The sequence below is a fragment of the Pseudomonas parasichuanensis genome, from assembly GCF_021601385.1.
In the GTDB taxonomy this organism is placed as follows: Bacteria; Pseudomonadota; Gammaproteobacteria; order Pseudomonadales; family Pseudomonadaceae; genus Aquipseudomonas; species Aquipseudomonas parasichuanensis.
Genome location: NZ_BQHO01000004.1, coordinates 121,815 through 139,787, shown reverse-complemented (window position 1 = coordinate 139,787; position 17,973 = coordinate 121,815). Strand labels below are relative to the sequence as shown.

Genomic DNA, 17,973 nt, shown 5'->3' with positions numbered 1-17,973 from the left:
GGCCTTGTGTCGCGAAAGGGCTGCGAAGCAGCCCCGGATTCATGCGGTGTCACTGAAATCCTGGGGCCGCCATACGGCCCTTTCGCGACACAAGGCCGCTCCTACAGGGGTGGGCGGGGCCTGCAAGTTACGATTTGTTCTATTTGGCAGAGCGAGAGTGGATGTGAGCAAACGAGCCTTTAACTTCTGCGCAGGCCCTGCCGCGCTTCCTGATGCCGTCCTGCAGCGTGCCCAGGCAGAAATGCTGGACTGGCGCGGCAAGGGTTTGTCGGTGATGGAAATGAGCCATCGCAGCGACGACTACGTGGCCATCGCCGAGAAGGCCGAGCAGGACCTGCGTGACCTGCTGTCCGTCCCCTCCAACTACAAGGTGCTGTTCCTGCAGGGTGGCGCCAGCCAGCAGTTCGCCGAGATCCCGCTGAACCTGCTGCCGGAAAACGGCACCGCGGACTATGTCGAGACCGGTATCTGGTCGAAAAAGGCCATCGAGGAAGCGCGTCGTTTCGGTAATGTCAATGTCGCTGCCAGCGCCAAGCCCTATGACTACCTGGCCATCCCGGGCCAGAACGAGTGGCAGCTGAGCAAGAATGCCGCCTACCTGCACTACGCCTCCAACGAGACCATCGGTGGCCTGCAGTTCGACTGGGTGCCCGAGGCAGGCGACGTGCCGCTGGTGGTCGATATGTCCTCGGACATCCTCTCGCGCCCGATCGACGTGTCGCAGTACGGCCTGATCTACGCCGGTGCGCAGAAAAACATCGGCCCGAGCGGCCTGGTGGTGGTGATCGTGCGTGAAGACTTGCTGGGCCGTGCCCGCAGCAGCTGCCCGACCATGCTCGACTACAAGGTCTCGGCCGACAACGGCTCGATGTACAACACGCCGGCCACTTACTCTTGGTACCTCTCGGGCCTGGTGTTCGAGTGGCTCAAGGAGCAGGGTGGTGTCGAGGCCATGGAGCAGCGCAACCGTGCCAAGAAAGACCGCCTGTACGGCTTCATCGATGCCAGCGAGTTCTATACCAACCCGATCAGCCACAACGCCCGTTCGTGGATGAACGTGCCGTTCCGCCTGGCCGACGAGCGTCTGGACAAGGCCTTCCTGGCCGGCGCCGATGCCCGTGGCCTGCTGAACCTCAAAGGCCACCGGTCGGTGGGCGGCATGCGCGCATCGATCTACAACGCCCTGGGCCTGGAAGCGGTCGAAGCGCTGGTGGGTTACATGGCTGAATTCGAGAAGGAGCACGGCTGATGTCCGAACAGGAACTCAAGGCCCTGCGCGTACGCATCGACAGCCTCGACGAGAAGATCCTCGAGCTGATCAGCGACCGCGCGCGTTGCGCCGAAGAAGTGGCGCGGGTCAAGACCGCCTCGCTGGCCGAAGGCGAGAAGCCGGTGTTCTATCGCCCCGAGCGCGAAGCTGCCGTGCTCAAGCGCGTGATGGAGCGTAACAAGGGCCCGCTAGGCAACGAAGAGATGGCGCGGTTGTTCCGCGAGATCATGTCGTCGTGCCTGGCGCTTGAAGAGCCGTTGAAGATTGCCTACCTCGGCCCTGAGGGGACCTTCACCCAGGCGGCGGCCATGAAGCACTTCGGCCATGCCGTGGTCAGCCGCCCGATGGCGGCCATCGACGAAGTGTTCCGTGAAGTGGCGGCCGGTGCCGTCAACTTCGGCGTGGTGCCGGTGGAAAACTCTACCGAAGGTGCGGTCAGCCATACCCTGGACAGCTTCCTCGAGCACGACATGGTGATCTGCGGTGAGGTCGAGCTGCGCATCCACCACCACCTGCTGGTGGGCGAGAACACCAAGACCGATAGCATTACCCGCATCTACTCCCATGCCCAGTCGCTGGCCCAGTGCCGTAAGTGGCTGGACGCGCATTACCCGAATGTCGAGCGCGTGGCGGTTTCGAGCAACGCCGAGGCGGCCAAGCGGGTCAAGGGTGAGTGGAACTCTGCGGCGATCGCCGGTGATATGGCGGCGAACCTGTATGGTCTGACCCGCCTGGCCGAGAAGATCGAGGACCGCCCGGACAACTCCACGCGCTTTTTGATGATCGGTAACCAGGAAGTGCCGCCGACCGGCGACGACAAGACCTCGATCATCGTCTCCATGAGCAACAAGCCCGGTGCGCTGCATGAGCTGTTGGTGCCGTTCCATGAAAATGGCATCGACCTGACGCGCATCGAGACCCGCCCGTCGCGCAGTGGCAAGTGGACCTACGTGTTCTTCATCGACTTCGTCGGCCACCACCGCGACCCGTTGATCAAGGCGGTGCTGGAGAAGATCAGCCAGGAGGCTGTGGCGCTGAAGGTGCTGGGTTCCTATCCGAAAGCGGTGCTTTGATCGATTTTGCAGGGGGCCGCCTTGCGGCCCATCGCCGGCAAGCCGGCTCCCACAAGGAGCGGTGTGTCGCCGGCCCTGTGGGAGCTGGCTTGCCAGCGATGGGCTGCGCAGCAGCCCCCTGCGGCCTCACTGACTGGCATGTTTTTGAACAGGGTTCGCGCTCGTGGTTAATGCTGTAACAAACAATTCCACCCCACTGATCAACCGCCTGGTCGTCGTCGGTCTCGGCCTGATCGGCGGCTCCTTTGCCAAGGGGCTGCGCGAAAGCGGGCTGTGCCGCGAAGTGGTCGGCGTCGACCTGGATGCCGAGTCACGCAAGCAGGCGGTGGCGCTCGGTGTGGTTGATCGCTGTGAAGCCGACTTGGCCGCGGCCTGTGTCGGCGCCGACGTGATCCAGCTGGCCGTGCCCATCCTGGCGATGGAAAAGGTGCTGGCGCTGCTTGCGCAGTTGCCGCTGGGCGATGCGGTGATCACCGATGTCGGTAGCGCCAAGGGCAATGTGGTGCGCGCGGCCCGTGAGGCCTTTGCCGCAGGCCTGTCGCGCTTCGTCCCGGGCCACCCGATCGCCGGTTCCGAGCAGAGCGGGGTGGAGGCCTCCAATGCCGCGCTGTTCCGCCGGCACAAAGTCATTCTCACGCCATTGCCAGAGACCGATCCGGCCGCGCTGGCGCTGGTCGACCGGCTGTGGCGCGCGCTGGACGCCGATGTCGAGCACATGCCGGTGGAGCGCCACGACGAAGTGCTGGCAGCCACCAGCCATCTGCCCCACCTGCTGGCATTCGGGCTGGTCGACTCGTTGGCCAAGCGCAATGAAAACCTGGACATCTTCCGGTACGCTGCGGGGGGCTTCCGCGATTTCACGAGAATCGCCGGCAGCGACCCGATCATGTGGCATGACATCTTCCTCGCCAACCGGGAAGCGGTCCTGCGCACCCTCGATACATTTCGCAGCGATCTCGACGCCTTGCGCGACGCGGTCGATGCTGGAGACGGGCACCAACTGCTGGGTGTGTTCACCCGCGCCCGGGTTGCCCGCGAGCATTTCAGTAAAATCCTTGCCCGTCGGGCCTATGTGGACGCTATGAACGCCAACGACATGATTTTCCTGGCCCAACCTGGTGGCCGCGTCTCCGGACGGATTCGCGTACCGGGCGACAAATCGATTTCCCACCGTTCGATCATGCTCGGCTCCCTGGCCGAAGGCACCACTGAAGTCGAAGGCTTCCTCGAAGGTGAAGACGCGCTTGCCACCCTGCAAGCGTTCCGTGACATGGGCGTGGTCATCGAGGGCCCGCAACATGGCCGCGTGACCATTCACGGTGTTGGCCTGCACGGCCTGAAGCCGCCGCCTGGCCCGCTCTATGTCGGCAACTCCGGCACCTCGATGCGCCTGCTCTCGGGCCTGCTGGCTGGCCAGCCGTTCGATGTGACCATGACCGGCGACGCCTCGCTGTCCAAGCGCCCGATGAACCGCGTGGCCAACCCGCTGCGCGAAATGGGCGCGGTAGTCGAAACCGGCCCGGAAGGGCGCCCACCGCTGACCATTCGTGGTGGCGCCAAGCTCAAGGCCCTGACCTACACGCTGCCGATGGCCAGTGCCCAGGTCAAATCCTGCCTGCTGCTGGCGGGCCTGTACGCCGAAGGCACCACCACCGTAACCGAGCCTGCGCCGACCCGTGACCACACCGAGCGCATGCTGCGTGGCTTCGGCTACTCGGTCGAGTCGAACGGCCCGGTCGCCTCGCTGCAGTCCGGCGGCAAGCTGACTGCGACCCGCATCGAAGTACCGGCGGACATCTCTTCCGCAGCGTTCTTCCTGGTGGCCGCTTCGATCGCCGAAGGTTCCGAGCTGGTCCTGGAGCATGTCGGCATCAACCCCACCCGCACCGGCGTGATCGACATCCTGCGCCTGATGGGCGGTGACATCGCCCTGGAGAACCAGCGTGAAGTCGGCGGCGAGCCTGTGGCCGACCTGCGTGTGCGTGGCGCCAAGCTCAAGGGTATCGATATCCCTGAAGAGCTGGTGCCACTGGCCATTGACGAGTTCCCGGTGCTGTTCGTCGCCGCTGCCTGCGCCGAAGGGCGTACCGTGCTGCGCGGTGCCGAAGAGTTGCGGGTGAAGGAGTCGGACCGCATCCAGGTGATGGCCGACGGCCTGATCACCCTGGGTGTGAAGTGCGAGCCGACCCCGGATGGCATCATCATTGACGGCGGCCAGATCGGTGGCGGTGAAGTGCACGGCCATGGTGATCACCGTATCGCCATGGCGTTCAGCATCGCCTCGCTGCGCGCTACTGCACCGATCGTCATTCATGACTGCGCCAACGTCGCCACGTCGTTCCCCAACTTCCTGGCGCTGTGCAAGGAAGTCGGTATTCGCGTCGCAGAAGAGGGCAAGTCGTGAATTCGCAAGCGCCGGTCATCACCATCGACGGGCCAAGCGGCTCGGGCAAGGGTACGGTCGCAGGGTTGCTGGCCCGTGAGCTGGGCTGGCGTCTGCTCGACTCCGGCGCCCTGTACCGCTTGCTGGCATTCAATGCCAGCAACCACGGTGTCGACCTGACCAACGAAGAGCTGCTCAAGGCCCTGGCGGCCCATCTGGACGTGCAGTTCATCGCCGCCGAGCCTGGCAAGCTGCAGCAGATCATTCTCGAGGGCGAGGATGTCAGCAACGTCATCCGCACCGAGACGGTCGGCGCCGGCGCCTCGATGGTCGCCTCGCTGCCGGCGGTGCGCGAGGCGCTGCTGCAGCGTCAGCGCGCGTTCCGCGAAGCGCCCGGGCTGATCGCCGATGGCCGTGACATGGGTACCGTGGTATTCCCGGACGCGCCGTTGAAAGTGTTCCTCACCGCCAGTGCCGAGGAGCGTGCCCGTCGCCGTTACCTGCAGTTGAAGGGCAAGGGCGAAGATGTTAGTCTGTCGAGTCTGCTAGATGAGATCCGTGCGCGCGATGAGCGCGACATCCAGCGCGCAGTGGCCCCGCTCAAACCGGCGGCCGATGCGATCCAGCTGGACTCCACGGAGTTGTCCATCGAGCAGGTGCTGCAACGCATCAGAAGCGAGCTCGCCCTGCGCGACTTGGTCTGATGGAGAGGAGAGCGGGCAGGGGCACCAGTCAACGTCCTGTCAGCGCTTCTTAACTTAACGAAACCCACATTGTCTGGAATGTGGCTATGGGCGTCTTTTTCGCCCGAATCTACAGGAATTAAAATGAGCGAAAGCTTTGCAGAACTCTTTGAAGAAAGCCTGAAAACCCTCAATCTTCAGCCGGGTGCGATCATCACCGGTATCGTTGTCGACATCGACGGCGACTGGGTTACCGTACACGCTGGCCTGAAGTCCGAGGGCGTCATCCCGCTCGAGCAGTTCTACAACGAAGCTGGCGAACTGACCATCAAGGTCGGTGACGAAGTTCACGTTGCGCTGGACGCGGTCGAAGACGGCTTTGGCGAAACCAAGCTGTCCCGTGAAAAAGCCAAGCGCGCCGAGTGCTGGATTGTTCTGGAAGCTGCTTTCGCTGCTGAAGAAGTGGTCAAGGGCGTTATCAACGGTAAGGTTAAAGGCGGCTTCACTGTCGACGTTAACGGCATCCGTGCGTTCCTGCCGGGCTCCCTGGTTGATGTCCGCCCAGTGCGCGACACCACCCACCTCGAAGGCAAAGAGCTGGAATTCAAGGTCATCAAGCTGGACCAGAAGCGCAACAACGTTGTCGTTTCCCGTCGCAGCGTCCTGGAAGCCGAAAACAGCGCCGAGCGCGAAGCTCTGCTGGAATCGCTGCAGGAAGGCCAGCAGGTCAAAGGTATCGTCAAGAACCTCACCGACTACGGTGCGTTCGTTGACCTGGGCGGCGTCGATGGTCTGCTGCACATCACCGACATGGCCTGGAAGCGTATCAAGCACCCGTCCGAGATCGTCAACGTTGGCGACGAGATCGACGTCAAGGTCCTGAAGTACGATCGCGAGCGCAACCGCGTTTCGCTGGGCCTGAAGCAACTGGGTGAAGACCCATGGGTTGCTATCAAAGCCCGTTACCCAGAGAGCACTCGCGTAACTGCTCGCGTTACCAACCTGACCGACTACGGCTGCTTCGCTGAGCTGGAAGAAGGCGTTGAAGGCCTGGTACACGTTTCCGAAATGGACTGGACCAACAAGAACATCCACCCGTCGAAAGTCGTTCAGGTTGGCGACGAAGTGGAAGTCATGGTTCTGGACATCGACGAAGAGCGTCGTCGTATCTCCCTGGGCATCAAGCAGTGCAAGTCCAACCCATGGGAAGACTTCTCCGGCCAGTTCAACAAGGGTGACAAGATCACCGGTACCATCAAGTCGATCACCGACTTCGGTATCTTCATCGGCCTGGACGGCGGCATCGACGGTCTGGTTCACCTGTCCGACATCTCCTGGAACGAAGCTGGCGAAGAAGCCGTGCGTCGCTTCAAGAAGGGCGACGAGCTGGAAACCGTCATCCTGTCGGTTGACCCAGAGCGCGAGCGCATCTCCCTGGGCATCAAGCAGCTGGAAGATGATCCGTTCTCCAACTTCGTTTCGATCAACGACAAGGGCGCTATCGTCAAAGGTATCGTCAAGGAAGTTGATGCCAAGGGCGCTATCGTGACCCTGGCCGACGACATCGAAGCTACTCTGAAAGCTTCCGAAATCAGCCGTGACCGCGTTGAAGACGCCCGTAACGTGCTGAAGGAAGGCGAAGAGATCGAAGCCAAGATCATCAGCGTCGACCGCAAGTCCCGCGTTATCAGCCTGTCCATCAAGTCGAAGGACGATGCTGAAGAGCGCGAAGCCATCCAGAGCCTGAAAAACGCTCCGGAAGCGGCTGCCGATACCACCATGGCTGCGCTGCTGCGCGAAGCAATGGCCAAGCAGAACTGAGTTCTGTTTGATCGGTAAGAAAAAGGGCGACTTCGGTCGCCCTTTTTCATGCTCGCAATTCGGCTTCGTCCGTCACGGGTTTGCGACGATCAGCGTTCAAGCGGGTTAAAGCGTAATCTTGAATTTTTTCTTTTAGTCAAGAACTAGCCTGTTCAAATCAGCTGGAGCGTGCTACAAACTGATTAAGCAATGATCTAGCTGCTTGATAACGAAGGGAAAAATATGACGAAGTCGGAGCTGATCGAACGTATTGTCACCCATCAGGGGCTGCTCTCGTCCAAGGACGTTGAGCTGGCCATCAAGACCATGCTTGAGCAGATGGCGCAGTGCCTGGCTACAGGGGATCGCATCGAGATCCGTGGCTTTGGCAGCTTCTCTCTGCATTATCGCGCGCCGCGCGTAGGGCGCAATCCCAAGACTGGCCAGTCGGTCGAGCTCGAAGGCAAGTTCGTGCCGCACTTCAAACCCGGCAAGGAATTGCGTGATCGGGTGAATGAAGAAGAGCATGAGCCAGGCTGAATCACTTAAGGAGCGATCCGATGCGTAACCTCAAACGCGTCCTGGCGGCGTTGTTCGTGTTGCTGCTTGCGGCCGTGGTGCTGTTCTTCGTACTAGAGAATCAGCAGGCTGTTTCGCTGGTAATGTTTGGCTGGGCGGCGCCTGCAGTGCCGGTCGCAGTGTTGCTCATCGCGGCGCTGGTGCTCGGCTTGGCGGTCGGTCCACTGCTGGGGGCTTATGGCCTGATGCGTGGTAAGCGCAAGATCCGGGCGAGCGCTCGCAAGGATGCCTTGGCCGGTCGTTAAGGAAGTTTCTCACGAAGGGCGTGGCGTTCGGGTGCTGTGTTGGTGGTTGAGGGGGTGACTAAATAGAGCGCTCTTTCCCCTGGCACAAGGCCTTGATGCAATGACCTATCCATTCCTTTCTCATCATGGTGGTACCCGTGGTGTCACGGGCTCCTGTCACCAGTTACATCTTGATTCGACATTCAGTCTGTTGGTCGACTGCGGGTTAGAGCAGGGCGCGGGGCTCGGGGGTGGCGAGGCCTCGGCGGAGATCAATTTTGACGTCGCTGGCATTCAGGCGTTGGTCGTCACGCACGTCCATCTCGATCATGTTGGTCGAATCCCTGCGTTGTTCGCAGCGGGCTTTCGTGGCCCGATCTATTGCAGTGAGCCCTCGGCTCGGTTGCTCCCATTGGTACTTGAAGACGCCTATCGGCTCGCGATCAGTAGCGATCCTGTTGAGGTTGCGCGCTACCTGGCGTTCGTACAGCAGCGTATCGTTGCGCTGCCATTCGATCGTTGGCAGGTGCTGATCGAGGATTCGGCCCTGCGTTGTGCAATACGCTTGCGACGTGCTGGCCACTTGCTTGGCTCTGCTTACGTCGAGTGTGATGTGGTGTGCCCCGATGGCGGCGCGCGTGTGGTGTTCTCTGGTGACCTGGGTGCTCCCGATAGTCCGCTGCTACGTCCGGTGGAGCCTCCTGAGCGGGCTGACGTGCTGGTGCTCGAAAGCACGTACGGCGGCCGCATGCATCCTGATCGTGGCGATCGTCGCCAGCAATTGGAACACGCCATCGATCGTGCTCTTGTTGATCGTGGAACGATATTGATCCCAGCGTTCAGCTTGGGGCGTACCCAGGATCTGCTGTGTGAGATCGAAGAAATTCTTCATGGCAAAGCCTTGTTGGGCGAGCCTGCGGTCAAGGTCCAGGGGGATTTCCCTGGGTGGTCGCAGTTGCCGATCATTCTTGATTCCCCATTGGCCAGGCGTGTGACCGATGTCTATCGCGAGCTGCACCAATATTGGCGCGAGGCGGCCGAGGATCGGATAAGCCAGGGGCGCGATCCGCTGGGCTTTCGCCAGTTGATCAGCATTGATACCCATGCTCGCCATCAACAAGTGGTCAACTACCTGAAGAGTACTGGGCGCCCGGCTATCGTGATTGCGGGCAACGGCATGTGCTCCGGCGGGCGAATTGTCAACTATCTCAAGGCTATGCTCACAGACCCCAGGCATGAGGTGTTGTTCGTGGGGTATCAGGCCAAGGGCACGCCTGGCGCGGTCATCCAGGCCAGCGAGGGTGCAGAAGGCTTCGTGCAGATCGACCTGGATGGGCGAATGTACGATATCCGCGCGAAGGTGATGACGGTGAGCGGGTATTCGGGGCACGCGGACCAGGAGGGTTTGATCAAGTTTGCGCTGTGCCAGGAGGAGCCGGCCAAGCGGGTGGTGCTGGTGCATGGGGAGCAGGCCAGCAAGCAGGCGTTGGCCCTGGCGTTGCGTCGCAGAAGTCTCGATCTAGGTTGCGCGATGGATGTCAGCGTGGCGCAGTAGGTGCCCGCTGCTTGGCTGCGGCTGCGGCTGCGGCTGCTCTGTGATGAGTGGGGCTTCAATCGGCGTAGGTATGTCTGGGCGTATAAATGATGTGGCCTACCCCCGATTTTGTTAGTATCAGCCGTTTACGTGGGTGTGGCATCGAAGTGCCGGGCATGAGCTGCAGTCGGGGCGAGGGGCGATGAGTGTGACTGGAATCGGCTGCTGCATGGGTTCGCTGTCTACGACCTTGTCGTGAGTGTACTTGCGTCCATTAAAGATTCAAGGCGCACGTCCGATACTGCCTATGCCTGAGCAGGCTTGTGTCTTGATGGCATCTTTTGTGCTCGCCATCCTCTAGTGGCGCGTAAATTGCGTGCCGCATTGCAGCGATTGCTTGCGGTCCATAACCAGCGCTGAGTGTGTGAGGTGGCCGATTTCGGGCGGCAGAGGAAATTCATGAGGTTCTGGTGTGTCTGAATGTAAGCGAGTGGGTTTTTACAGGGTACGCCTGCTCGTGAGGCCGGGGGTGCCGTGCGGCCAGGGCACAGAATACAGTCCACAGAAAAAGCAGTTACTATGACGTTGGCGCAGTATTTTCACAGATTGCTGAATATGGGCCTGCGCGGTATGACGCTGGTTGGCAAGTTTGTATTATTGTTTTTCCTGGCCAAATATCTGGTTCCAGAGGATGTGGGGCTGTATGGGCTTTTGGTCGTTACCATTGCTTATGCTACTTACCCATTGGGCCTGGAATTCTATGCCTATAGCTCTCGCGAAATAATAAAGAGTGGGCCCTGCAGTCGCGGGCGGCTCTTCAAAAATCAACTTGCCCTGCATGGCTGGTTGTATGTCATTTCCTTGCCATTGTTGCTTTTGATTTTTTATTTTGACTTCTTGTCTTGGCGGATGGCTCCTTGGTTTTTTGCCCTGGTGGTGCTGGAGCATGCTTGTCAGGAAATGACGCGTCTGCTGATTGCGCTCGAAAAGCAATTGATAGCGAGTATTACGCTGTTCGTTCGGCAGGGGTTGTGGGCTTGCGTGGTGATCTTGCTGATGGCGTTCGATCCAGGTTATCGCCAATTAGACAACGTCCTGATGGCCTGGCTTATGGGGGCGGCAGCGGCCGCGGTCATGTGTGCTTTTGCTTTGGCCAGGGCATCGGGAGGGATGGGCTTCCTGTCTGAAGCGGTGGACTGGCGCTGGATACGGCGGGGATTGAAGGTCGCTATTCCCATGTTTATCGGTACCATGTCCCTGAATTTTGTCACGAGCGTTGATCGCTATTGGTTCGAGTCATTGCAGGGGCGTGAAATGCTCGGCGGCTATGTGTTCTACATGTCGATCTCTGCCGCCATGATGTCATTTCTGGAGGCGGGGGTGTTCTTCTTCATGTACCCGTCTATTGTTGCGGCGCACAGTGCTGGAAACGAGGTTCTTTTCAAGAGCCACTTGCGCAAGATGTTGATTCAGACCGTCGTGCTTGCTATAGCGTTCGCAGTAGGGGTTTTACTGTTCATTGACTGGGTTTTGCTACTGCTGCAGCGAGACGTGTATTCTGGAATGAAAGATATTTTGTATGTTTTCTTGCTCGCCATGTTTTTCCAGGCGCTGAGCTACATTCCACATTATGCGCTCTATGCCCAAGGGCGGGACCGTGCGATCGTGGCGGCGCATGTGTTGAGCGTTCCGGTATTCATATTGGTGGTGTGGTTGGCAGTTGACTGGAATGCGTTTTATGCGGTGCCAGTGGGTGGTTGTGTAGCTTATATATTTATGCTCCTCTACAAATATTGTGCCTACCGCTACAGTGACGCCAAGGTCGCAGTGCTGCAGTGATAAAAAATAATGTTAAATCGTGTGCCTTGTTTTACTAAAGTTTGAGGAAAATCGGCAAATGATACCCTACGGGCGGCAAGAAATTACGCAAGCCGATATTGATGCGGTGGTGAGTGCACTGCAATCAACGAATCTCACCCAGGGCCCTAGAATTACGCAATTCGAAGATGCTGTGAAAGCCGTGTGTGGTGCCCGTTATGCGCTGGCTACCAATAGCGCGACCTCAGCGTTGCATATCGCATGCCTGGCGCTGGAGTTAGGCGCAGGGGATTGGCTGTGGACGACCCCCAATACATTTGTCGCATCTGCAAACTGTGCATTGTACTGTGGGGCTCGGGTCGACTTCGTCGATATTGACCCGAAAAGCTACAATCTTTGCCCTTTGCGTCTTGAAGAGAAACTGAAAGAGGCCAAGGCGCTGGGCACGCTGCCCAAGGTGGTGGTGCCGGTGCATTTCTCCGGGCAGTCTTGCGACATGCGTGCGATTCGCGCGTTGAGCCATGAGTATGGGTTCAAGGTCATTGAAGATGCCTCTCACGCGATTGGTGGGAAGTATCAAGGTGACTACATTGGCGGGTGCAGCTACAGCGATATCACGATATTCAGCTTCCATCCGGTCAAGATCATCACGACGGCTGAAGGTGGCATGGCGGTTACCAATGATCCGCAATTGGCCGAGAAAATGGGGCTTTTGCGCAGCCATGGCATAACCCGTGAGCCGCATCTGATGACGCATGAGATGGATGGACCCTGGTATTACCAGCAGGTTGACCTTGGTTTCAATTATCGCATGACCGATTTGCAGGCGGCGCTTGGTGTCGCTCAGATTGAGCGTCTGGATGAATTTGTTAACAAGCGGCATCTGCTGGCCCAGCGGTATAACGAAAAGCTTCAGCATTTGCCACTGACGCTGCCTTATCAGTACCCTGATAATTATTCCGCCTATCACCTTTATGTCGTCAGGATCCAGCTGGATCGTATCAAGGCTAAGCACGTCGATATTTTCACGTCGATGCGTGAAGCCGGAATAATGGTTAACCTGCATTATATTCCGGTGCATACGCAGCCCTATTATCGAAATTTGGGCTTTCAGTTGGGGCAGTTTCCCGAGGCGGAGCAATACTATCAGGAGGCTATCAGTATCCCGTTGTTCCCTGGGCTTACCGAGGCGCAGCAGGACTTTGTCATCGACAAATTGCAAGAGTTGCTCGTGTGAAGGTTGCAATCATTCCTGCGCGCGGTGGTAGCAAGCGTATTCCACGCAAGAACATAAAAATGTTTTGCGGGAAACCGATGATTGCTTATTCCATCGAGGCCGCCTTGGCCAGTGGCTGCTTTGATAAAGTGGTCATTTCAACGGATGACAGCGAGATAGCGACCCTTGCACGCGAGTGTGGCGCGAGTGTCCCCTTCCTCCGCCCTGGCGCGTTATCGGACGATTACACGGGCACGGTACCTGTCATTCGCCACGCTATCGAGCAATTGAAGGCCGAAGGCGAGATGCCGACGCATGTCTGTTGCATCTACGCAACGGCACCTTTTGTCAATGCGGCTGATATAGAGCGCGGGCTTGTGTCGATGGCAGACGAGGCGGTGGATTACGCCTTTTCGGTAACGAGCTACGCGTTTCCCATTCAGCGTGCCGTGCGGGTCACTGCGCAGAACCGTATTGAGATGTTCCAGCCGGAGCACCTCGGCACGCGCTCTCAAGATCTCGAAGAGGCGTTTCACGACGCTGGGCAATTCTATTGGGGGCGTACGTCAGCCTGGCTTGAGGAGCGACCCATCTTTGGGCCTCGTTCCGTGCCGGTGGTGCTGCCGCGCCACCGTGTCCAGGATATCGACACTCAGGAAGACTGGGTTCGGGCTGAATGGCTGTTCAAAGCCATGCAGGCGGGAAATTGATACGCAAGGTGGTTTTCCGTGCCGATGCCTCGCTGGAGATTGGTGCGGGTCATGTCATGCGTTGCTTGACGTTGGCGGACGCCCTGCGTCAGCACGGTGTTGAATGCCATTTCCTCTGCCGCGAACATCCTGGGCACCTTGTTGAGTGGGTGCGGCAAAAAGGTTATCGCGTCCATGTGTTGCCCCGTGGGCCGGCAGGGCCTGTTGAAGACGATGGGGTGGCTCACAGCGCGTGGCTGGGGGGTACTCAGCTCGACGACGTACAGGCCTGTCGGGGCGTATTGGCGGGGCTGCGACCCGACTGGTTGATTGTCGACCACTATGCGCTCGACAGTCGTTGGGAGCGCGAGTTGACGCCTTATTGCGGCAAGCTCCTGGTCATTGATGATCTGGCGGATCGATCGCATGAGTGCGACATGCTGTTGGATCAGACCCTAGGCCGTGATGAGGCGGATTATCGGCCTTGGGTGTCTGGGCACTGTGTCATGTTGTGCGGTGTCAGGTATGCGCTGCTGCGCCCGGAGTTCGCTGCGCTTCGTGCTGCCAGCCTGAAGCGACGGTCCGTCCCGAGGTTGCTTGAGGTGCTGGTTACGATGGGCGGGGTCGACAAAGGCAATGCGACAGGCCAAGTGCTGGAAGCGTTGCGGCTCTGTCGACTACCGGCTCGGTCTCGAATTACGGTGGTCTTGGGGGCGAGTGCTCCATGGCTGTCCGAGGTCCGCAGCCTTGCCCAGGGGATGCCGTGGGACACTCGCGTGCTGGCGGGTGTCAGCAATATGGGCGAGTTGATGGCTGACAGCGATCTGGCGGTGGGCGCGGCGGGCGCTACGTCATGGGAGCGCTGCTGCTTGGGCTTGCCTACCTTGATGATGGTACTGGCTGATAACCAGCGTTTGATCGCCAGTGCGCTTCAGGCTGCCGGGGCGGCATGGGTTTTGGAGGGTGACGGGGATGCCGTTGCGCGGCTTCCAGAATACATGGCAACGCTGGTCAGTGATCCTGGGTGTCTCAACAGAATGAGCGCCGTGGCGGCAGGCCTGCTGGACGGGCGTGGCGCAGAGGTCGTGGTTGAGCGGATGGAGGCACTGAAATGATCAGGCAGACACTGCGTCCCATGGTGGACGCGGACCTGGAGCGGGTTTTGATGTGGCGCAATCACCCTGAGGTGCGTCGTTACATGTATACCCAGCATGAAATCACCCTTGAGGAGCATGCTCGCTGGTTCGCGAAGGCGTCGCGGGACAGCGCGCGCCATCTATTGGTGTTCGAGTGCGATGACACGCCATTGGGGTTTGTCAGCATCCATGAAACCGGGCGCGGTGGGGTGGCCGACTGGGGGTTTTATGCTAGCGCCGATGCCCCGCAGGGCACCGGGCGGCTGCTGGGGCAAGCCGCATTGCGGTACGCGTTCGGCGAGGCAAAGCTGCATAAATTGTGTGGCCAGGTGCTCGACTACAATGTGCGCTCCATTCGTTTTCATGAGCGCCTGGGTTTCAGTCAGGAAGGCGTGCTGCGTCAGCAGCATTATGATGGCCAGCGCTATCATGACGTCATTTGTTTAGGGTTGCTGCTCAGTGAGTGGCAAGCCGTATAGTGTGAGATCAGCCAATGTCTTCGTACCCCAGCATCACGATTGCCGGCCGCCGGATTGCAGGCGATGAGCCGCCCTACATTATTGCCGAGTTGTCAGCCAATCATAATGGCCGGCTTGAGACCGCACTGAAGATTATCGAAGAAGCTAAAAAAGCCGGTGCGGACGCTATCAAGCTGCAAACGTATACCGCTGACACCATTACGCTGAATTGTGATGATGAGGCGTTTCAGATCCAGGGTGGCCTGTGGGGTGGCAAGACCCTCTATCAGCTCTACCAGGAAGCGCATATGCCTTGGGCTTGGCATCAGCCCTTGTTCGAGCATGCGCATCGGCTGGGTATTACCATTTTCAGTTCACCCTTTGATCCTTCGGCGGTCGACCTGCTGGAGGACCTGAATGCGCCGGCCTACAAGATCGCCTCGTTCGAAGCTGTCGATCTGCCTTTGATCAGGTATGTAGCCAGTACCGGCAAGCCGATGATCATATCCACGGGCATGGCGGATGCCGAAGAGATACAAGAGGCGATCAATGCTGCTCGTGAAGGCGGCTGCAAGGAGCTGGCAATCCTGCATTGCGTCAGTGGATATCCTGCCCCTGCCGAAGATTACAACCTTCGTACCCTGCCTGACATGATGCGTCGCTTCGGCTGTGTCACCGGGCTTTCTGACCATACGCTGGATAACACGACGGCAACGGCCAGTGTGGTGTTGGGGGCGTGCATCATCGAGAAGCACTTCACCCTGGATCGCAATGGCGGTGGGCCAGACGACAGCTTCTCGCTGGAGCCTGCCGAACTGGCGGCGCTGTGCCGTGACAGCAAGACGGCCTGGCAGGCGTTGGGGCAGGTTGACTATGGGCGTAAGTCGAGTGAACAGGGGAACGTGAAGTTTCGGCGCTCGCTCTATTTCGTGAAGAAGATGAAGGCGGGTGAGCGACTGACGGCGGATGCGGTCAGAAGTGTTAGGCCGGGCTTTGGGCTGGCCCCCAAGTTTATGGATGACATTGTGGGGCGTGAGCTGCGGTTGGCGGTGGAGCCAAACACTCCAGTGACGCTGGCTCATTTTATATAGTTTTGGTTGCGATTGATGAACAAGTTCAAAATTAAAGAGCTTCTGGATAACTGTGTTTTCCTGATGTACAACACCCTGGCGACAGTCATTTTCCTGTGCAGCTTCAAGACGAGAAAGCTGCTCGAGAAAAACCGCGCCTACCAGAACAAGCATCAGGGGGAGCGCTGTTTTATCCTGGGGACCGGGCCGTCCCTGGGTGAACTCAGCGACGCACAGATCGAAAAGTTGAAGCAAGAGCGAACCTTTGGCTTGAACTCCCTGTACAAGGCTGGCGTGGGCAAGGCTGTGCGGCCTGACTACTACGCGCTGGTCGATAATAACTACTGGGAGGTTCATCAGCATACCTATGCCGAGGTGGCGCAGGCCTATGGCGCGGATGCACCGGTATTCATTACCGACCCGCGGGCCAAAGCGGTGGTCGACGGTGCCGGTCGAGAGCTGGATGCAATTTATGTGTACGCCAAGAAATACCCGGTTTCCGAGGTGAGCCTGGCGCTACACAGCGATATACATGGTTTGATGAATGTGGTGAGCGTCTGCATTGTCTCTGCCATGTACATGGGCTTTAAGGAAATCTATTTGCTGGGCTGCGACTATAACGCGTTCTGCAATTTTGGTCGTGGTCACTGTTATGACGATGACGATGAGTTGTCGGCGGTCACCTACAATCTCGCTTTTTATCTCAAGTATTATCACTTGACGACCGAGTTCCATTATTTGATTGCGAAGCTGGCCAAAAAGCATGGTGTCAAGGTGGTCAATTTGACCGACGTGAGCTTGCTCGATGCTTATCCTCGTCGTCCGGTCTCCACGGTGCTGTGAGGGAGAGAAGCGTGTGAAGTTTTTCAGGTTCAGTCTTGCCTACCTGGTGTCAAAAACGCTCAAGAAATTGCGCCTGGCTGCGGTAATAGATTCGCAGGTGCATGCAACGGCCAAGGTGGAGTCGGGCACCAGCTTTGTATCCTCGCGCATGGGGCGATATAGCTTCTGTGGCTACGACTGCGATATTGCTCATTGTGCCATCGGTAGTTTCACCTCCATTGCCAGTGGGGTCGTGGTGGGCGGGGCGAGGCACCCGATGGAGTGGGCCAGCATGTCTCCGGTTTTCTACAAGGGGCGTGACAGTGTTACCCGCAAGTTCGCCGAGCACCCGTTACCCCCGTCTGCATCGGTCGAGATCGGGCATGACGTGTGGATTGGTCGCTGCGCGATCATCCTGCCGGGTGTGACTGTGGGTAATGGTGCCGTAGTGGGCGCGGGAGCGGTAGTGACCCGGGATGTACCGCCCTACGCCATTGCTGCGGGGAGCCCGGCGAAGGTGATTCGCTACAGGTTTGACCCAGAGGTGATCGCGCGCCTGGAGCGTGTCAGGTGGTGGGAGTGTTCAGATGAAAGGCTCGCGTTGCTGGGGGAAACTGTCACTGACGTAGAGGCTTTTTTGCAGGCTCTGGAGGGGGCGGCGATGGACGGTGGTCTTCCAGCCGAGGGGCGATCGCCACAGCAAGGGTAGCGTTCGCGCAAGTGGTTGACCGATTACAATGTTCCAACAGTTTTTTCTGATGTGACCGGTAATCTATTGCGCATTTTGCGGTTGTTGATCGCGCGCGCAGTGCACATCGCGAGTTGTTCAAGCGTGTGGGAAGCGGATGTGCGGGCCTGGCGTGCGGGTGGCCAGGCTCTCTCGTTCAACCTATGCGTGAGGGGCTTATGCATCGCCGCTTGGGCATTTCACACGTTTTTCGCATATGCCTTTTGCTGTACCATTGCCGCTCGGTCGAGTTGGCCGAAGCCGTTGCCGATGCGCAGCGCACTTGCCGGGGGCGCCGAGCGGCGATCAGGCGAGGCGAAAGCTGATGAGGAGCGGTCGAAGTCGCGCTCGACTTGACTGGCTGTCAATGAGCATTTCGGGCCTGTTTTCAACGCGGCATGACCTTAGCGCAGACACTTTTTTACACAGCCTACTTCATGTTTTGCAAAGGGTGCATTCGATGGTGAAGGATTTGCGCCGACGGGCTGGGC

16 protein-coding genes are annotated in these 17,973 nt (G+C 58.8%); all 16 read left to right on the top strand.

Annotated features, from left to right (window positions below; translation table 11 throughout):
- Positions 1-163: 163 nt before the first annotated feature.
- The 16 genes from serC to L6D77_RS27280 all read left to right on the top strand — a co-directional run bounded on the left by serC (position 164) and on the right by L6D77_RS27280 (position 17,464).
- Complete coding sequence (serC, locus tag L6D77_RS05000; protein ID WP_232882326.1) at positions 164-1,249, top strand: 3-phosphoserine/phosphohydroxythreonine transaminase; 1,086 nt, start codon at positions 164-166, stop codon at positions 1,247-1,249.
- Entirely contained in the window at positions 1,249-2,343 is a 1,095-nt protein-coding gene (gene pheA, locus L6D77_RS04995; RefSeq protein WP_153786959.1) for a prephenate dehydratase, read from the top strand. Before serC ends, pheA begins: the two co-directional genes overlap by 1 nt.
- A 163-nt stretch (positions 2,344-2,506) precedes the next feature.
- Positions 2,507-4,747 (top strand): bifunctional prephenate dehydrogenase/3-phosphoshikimate 1-carboxyvinyltransferase, encoded by a 2,241-nt coding sequence (locus tag L6D77_RS04990; protein WP_232882325.1) that lies wholly within the window; start codon positions 2,507-2,509, stop codon positions 4,745-4,747.
- Complete coding sequence (gene cmk / locus L6D77_RS04985) at positions 4,744-5,430, top strand: (d)CMP kinase (protein ID WP_236170010.1); 687 nt, start codon at positions 4,744-4,746, stop codon at positions 5,428-5,430. Before L6D77_RS04990 ends, cmk begins: the two co-directional genes overlap by 4 nt.
- 123 nt (positions 5,431-5,553) lie before the next feature.
- Complete coding sequence (gene rpsA / locus L6D77_RS04980) at positions 5,554-7,230, top strand: 30S ribosomal protein S1 (RefSeq protein ID WP_110992524.1); 1,677 nt, start codon at positions 5,554-5,556, stop codon at positions 7,228-7,230.
- Positions 7,231-7,452: 222 nt separating this feature from the next.
- Entirely contained in the window at positions 7,453-7,749 is a 297-nt protein-coding gene (gene ihfB, locus L6D77_RS04975; protein ID WP_232882324.1) for an integration host factor subunit beta, read from the top strand.
- 20 nt (positions 7,750-7,769) lie between these two features.
- Positions 7,770-8,033, top strand: a complete 264-nt coding sequence (locus L6D77_RS04970) for a lipopolysaccharide assembly protein LapA domain-containing protein (protein WP_232882323.1) — start codon at positions 7,770-7,772, stop codon at positions 8,031-8,033.
- Positions 8,034-8,133: 100 nt separating this feature from the next.
- The gene (locus L6D77_RS04965; RefSeq protein ID WP_236170009.1) at positions 8,134-9,567 is read left to right on the top strand and encodes an MBL fold metallo-hydrolase RNA specificity domain-containing protein; all 1,434 of its coding nucleotides are present in this window, start codon (positions 8,134-8,136) and stop codon (positions 9,565-9,567) included.
- Between the two features lie 558 nt (positions 9,568-10,125).
- On the top strand, positions 10,126-11,385 hold the full coding sequence (locus L6D77_RS04960) for a lipopolysaccharide biosynthesis protein (protein ID WP_236170008.1): 1,260 nt from the start codon (positions 10,126-10,128) through the stop codon (positions 11,383-11,385).
- Between the two features lie 58 nt (positions 11,386-11,443).
- Positions 11,444-12,601 (top strand): UDP-4-amino-4,6-dideoxy-N-acetyl-beta-L-altrosamine transaminase, encoded by a 1,158-nt coding sequence (gene pseC, locus L6D77_RS04955; protein ID WP_232882320.1) that lies wholly within the window; start codon positions 11,444-11,446, stop codon positions 12,599-12,601.
- Complete coding sequence (gene pseF / locus L6D77_RS04950) at positions 12,598-13,290, top strand: pseudaminic acid cytidylyltransferase (protein ID WP_232882319.1); 693 nt, start codon at positions 12,598-12,600, stop codon at positions 13,288-13,290. Before pseC ends, pseF begins: the two co-directional genes overlap by 4 nt.
- Positions 13,257-14,384, top strand: a complete 1,128-nt coding sequence (pseG, locus tag L6D77_RS04945) for a UDP-2,4-diacetamido-2,4,6-trideoxy-beta-L-altropyranose hydrolase (RefSeq protein ID WP_232882318.1) — start codon at positions 13,257-13,259, stop codon at positions 14,382-14,384. Before pseF ends, pseG begins: the two co-directional genes overlap by 34 nt.
- On the top strand, positions 14,381-14,884 hold the full coding sequence (gene pseH, locus L6D77_RS04940; RefSeq protein WP_232882317.1) for a UDP-4-amino-4,6-dideoxy-N-acetyl-beta-L-altrosamine N-acetyltransferase: 504 nt from the start codon (positions 14,381-14,383) through the stop codon (positions 14,882-14,884). Before pseG ends, pseH begins: the two co-directional genes overlap by 4 nt.
- A 14-nt stretch (positions 14,885-14,898) precedes the next feature.
- Complete coding sequence (gene pseI, locus L6D77_RS04935; protein WP_232882316.1) at positions 14,899-15,954, top strand: pseudaminic acid synthase; 1,056 nt, start codon at positions 14,899-14,901, stop codon at positions 15,952-15,954.
- Between the two features lie 15 nt (positions 15,955-15,969).
- Complete coding sequence (locus tag L6D77_RS04930; RefSeq protein WP_232882315.1) at positions 15,970-16,776, top strand: 6-hydroxymethylpterin diphosphokinase MptE-like protein; 807 nt, start codon at positions 15,970-15,972, stop codon at positions 16,774-16,776.
- Positions 16,777-16,789: 13 nt separating this feature from the next.
- The gene (locus tag L6D77_RS27280; RefSeq protein ID WP_275094576.1) at positions 16,790-17,464 is read left to right on the top strand and encodes a CatB-related O-acetyltransferase; all 675 of its coding nucleotides are present in this window, start codon (positions 16,790-16,792) and stop codon (positions 17,462-17,464) included.
- The last annotated feature ends 509 nt before the right edge of the window (positions 17,465-17,973 follow it).

Bases quoted from the DNA above. Each gene is read 5' to 3' on its own strand.
- pseG (WP_232882318.1), top strand. From the start codon at position 13,257: ATGGCTGTTCAAAGCCATGCAGGCGGGAAATTGATACGCAAGGTGGTT.
- ihfB (WP_232882324.1), top strand. From the start codon at position 7,453: ATGACGAAGTCGGAGCTGATCGAACGTATTGTCACCCATCAGGGGCTG.
- L6D77_RS04965 (WP_236170009.1), top strand. From the start codon at position 8,134: ATGACCTATCCATTCCTTTCTCATCATGGTGGTACCCGTGGTGTCACG.
- L6D77_RS04960 (WP_236170008.1), top strand. From the start codon at position 10,126: ATGACGTTGGCGCAGTATTTTCACAGATTGCTGAATATGGGCCTGCGC.
- L6D77_RS04970 (WP_232882323.1), top strand. From the start codon at position 7,770: ATGCGTAACCTCAAACGCGTCCTGGCGGCGTTGTTCGTGTTGCTGCTT.
- pheA (WP_153786959.1), top strand. From the start codon at position 1,249: ATGTCCGAACAGGAACTCAAGGCCCTGCGCGTACGCATCGACAGCCTC.
- pseC (WP_232882320.1), top strand. From the start codon at position 11,444: ATGATACCCTACGGGCGGCAAGAAATTACGCAAGCCGATATTGATGCG.
- rpsA (WP_110992524.1), top strand. From the start codon at position 5,554: ATGAGCGAAAGCTTTGCAGAACTCTTTGAAGAAAGCCTGAAAACCCTC.
- pseH (WP_232882317.1), top strand. From the start codon at position 14,381: ATGATCAGGCAGACACTGCGTCCCATGGTGGACGCGGACCTGGAGCGG.
- L6D77_RS04930 (WP_232882315.1), top strand. From the start codon at position 15,970: ATGAACAAGTTCAAAATTAAAGAGCTTCTGGATAACTGTGTTTTCCTG.
- pseI (WP_232882316.1), top strand. From the start codon at position 14,899: ATGTCTTCGTACCCCAGCATCACGATTGCCGGCCGCCGGATTGCAGGC.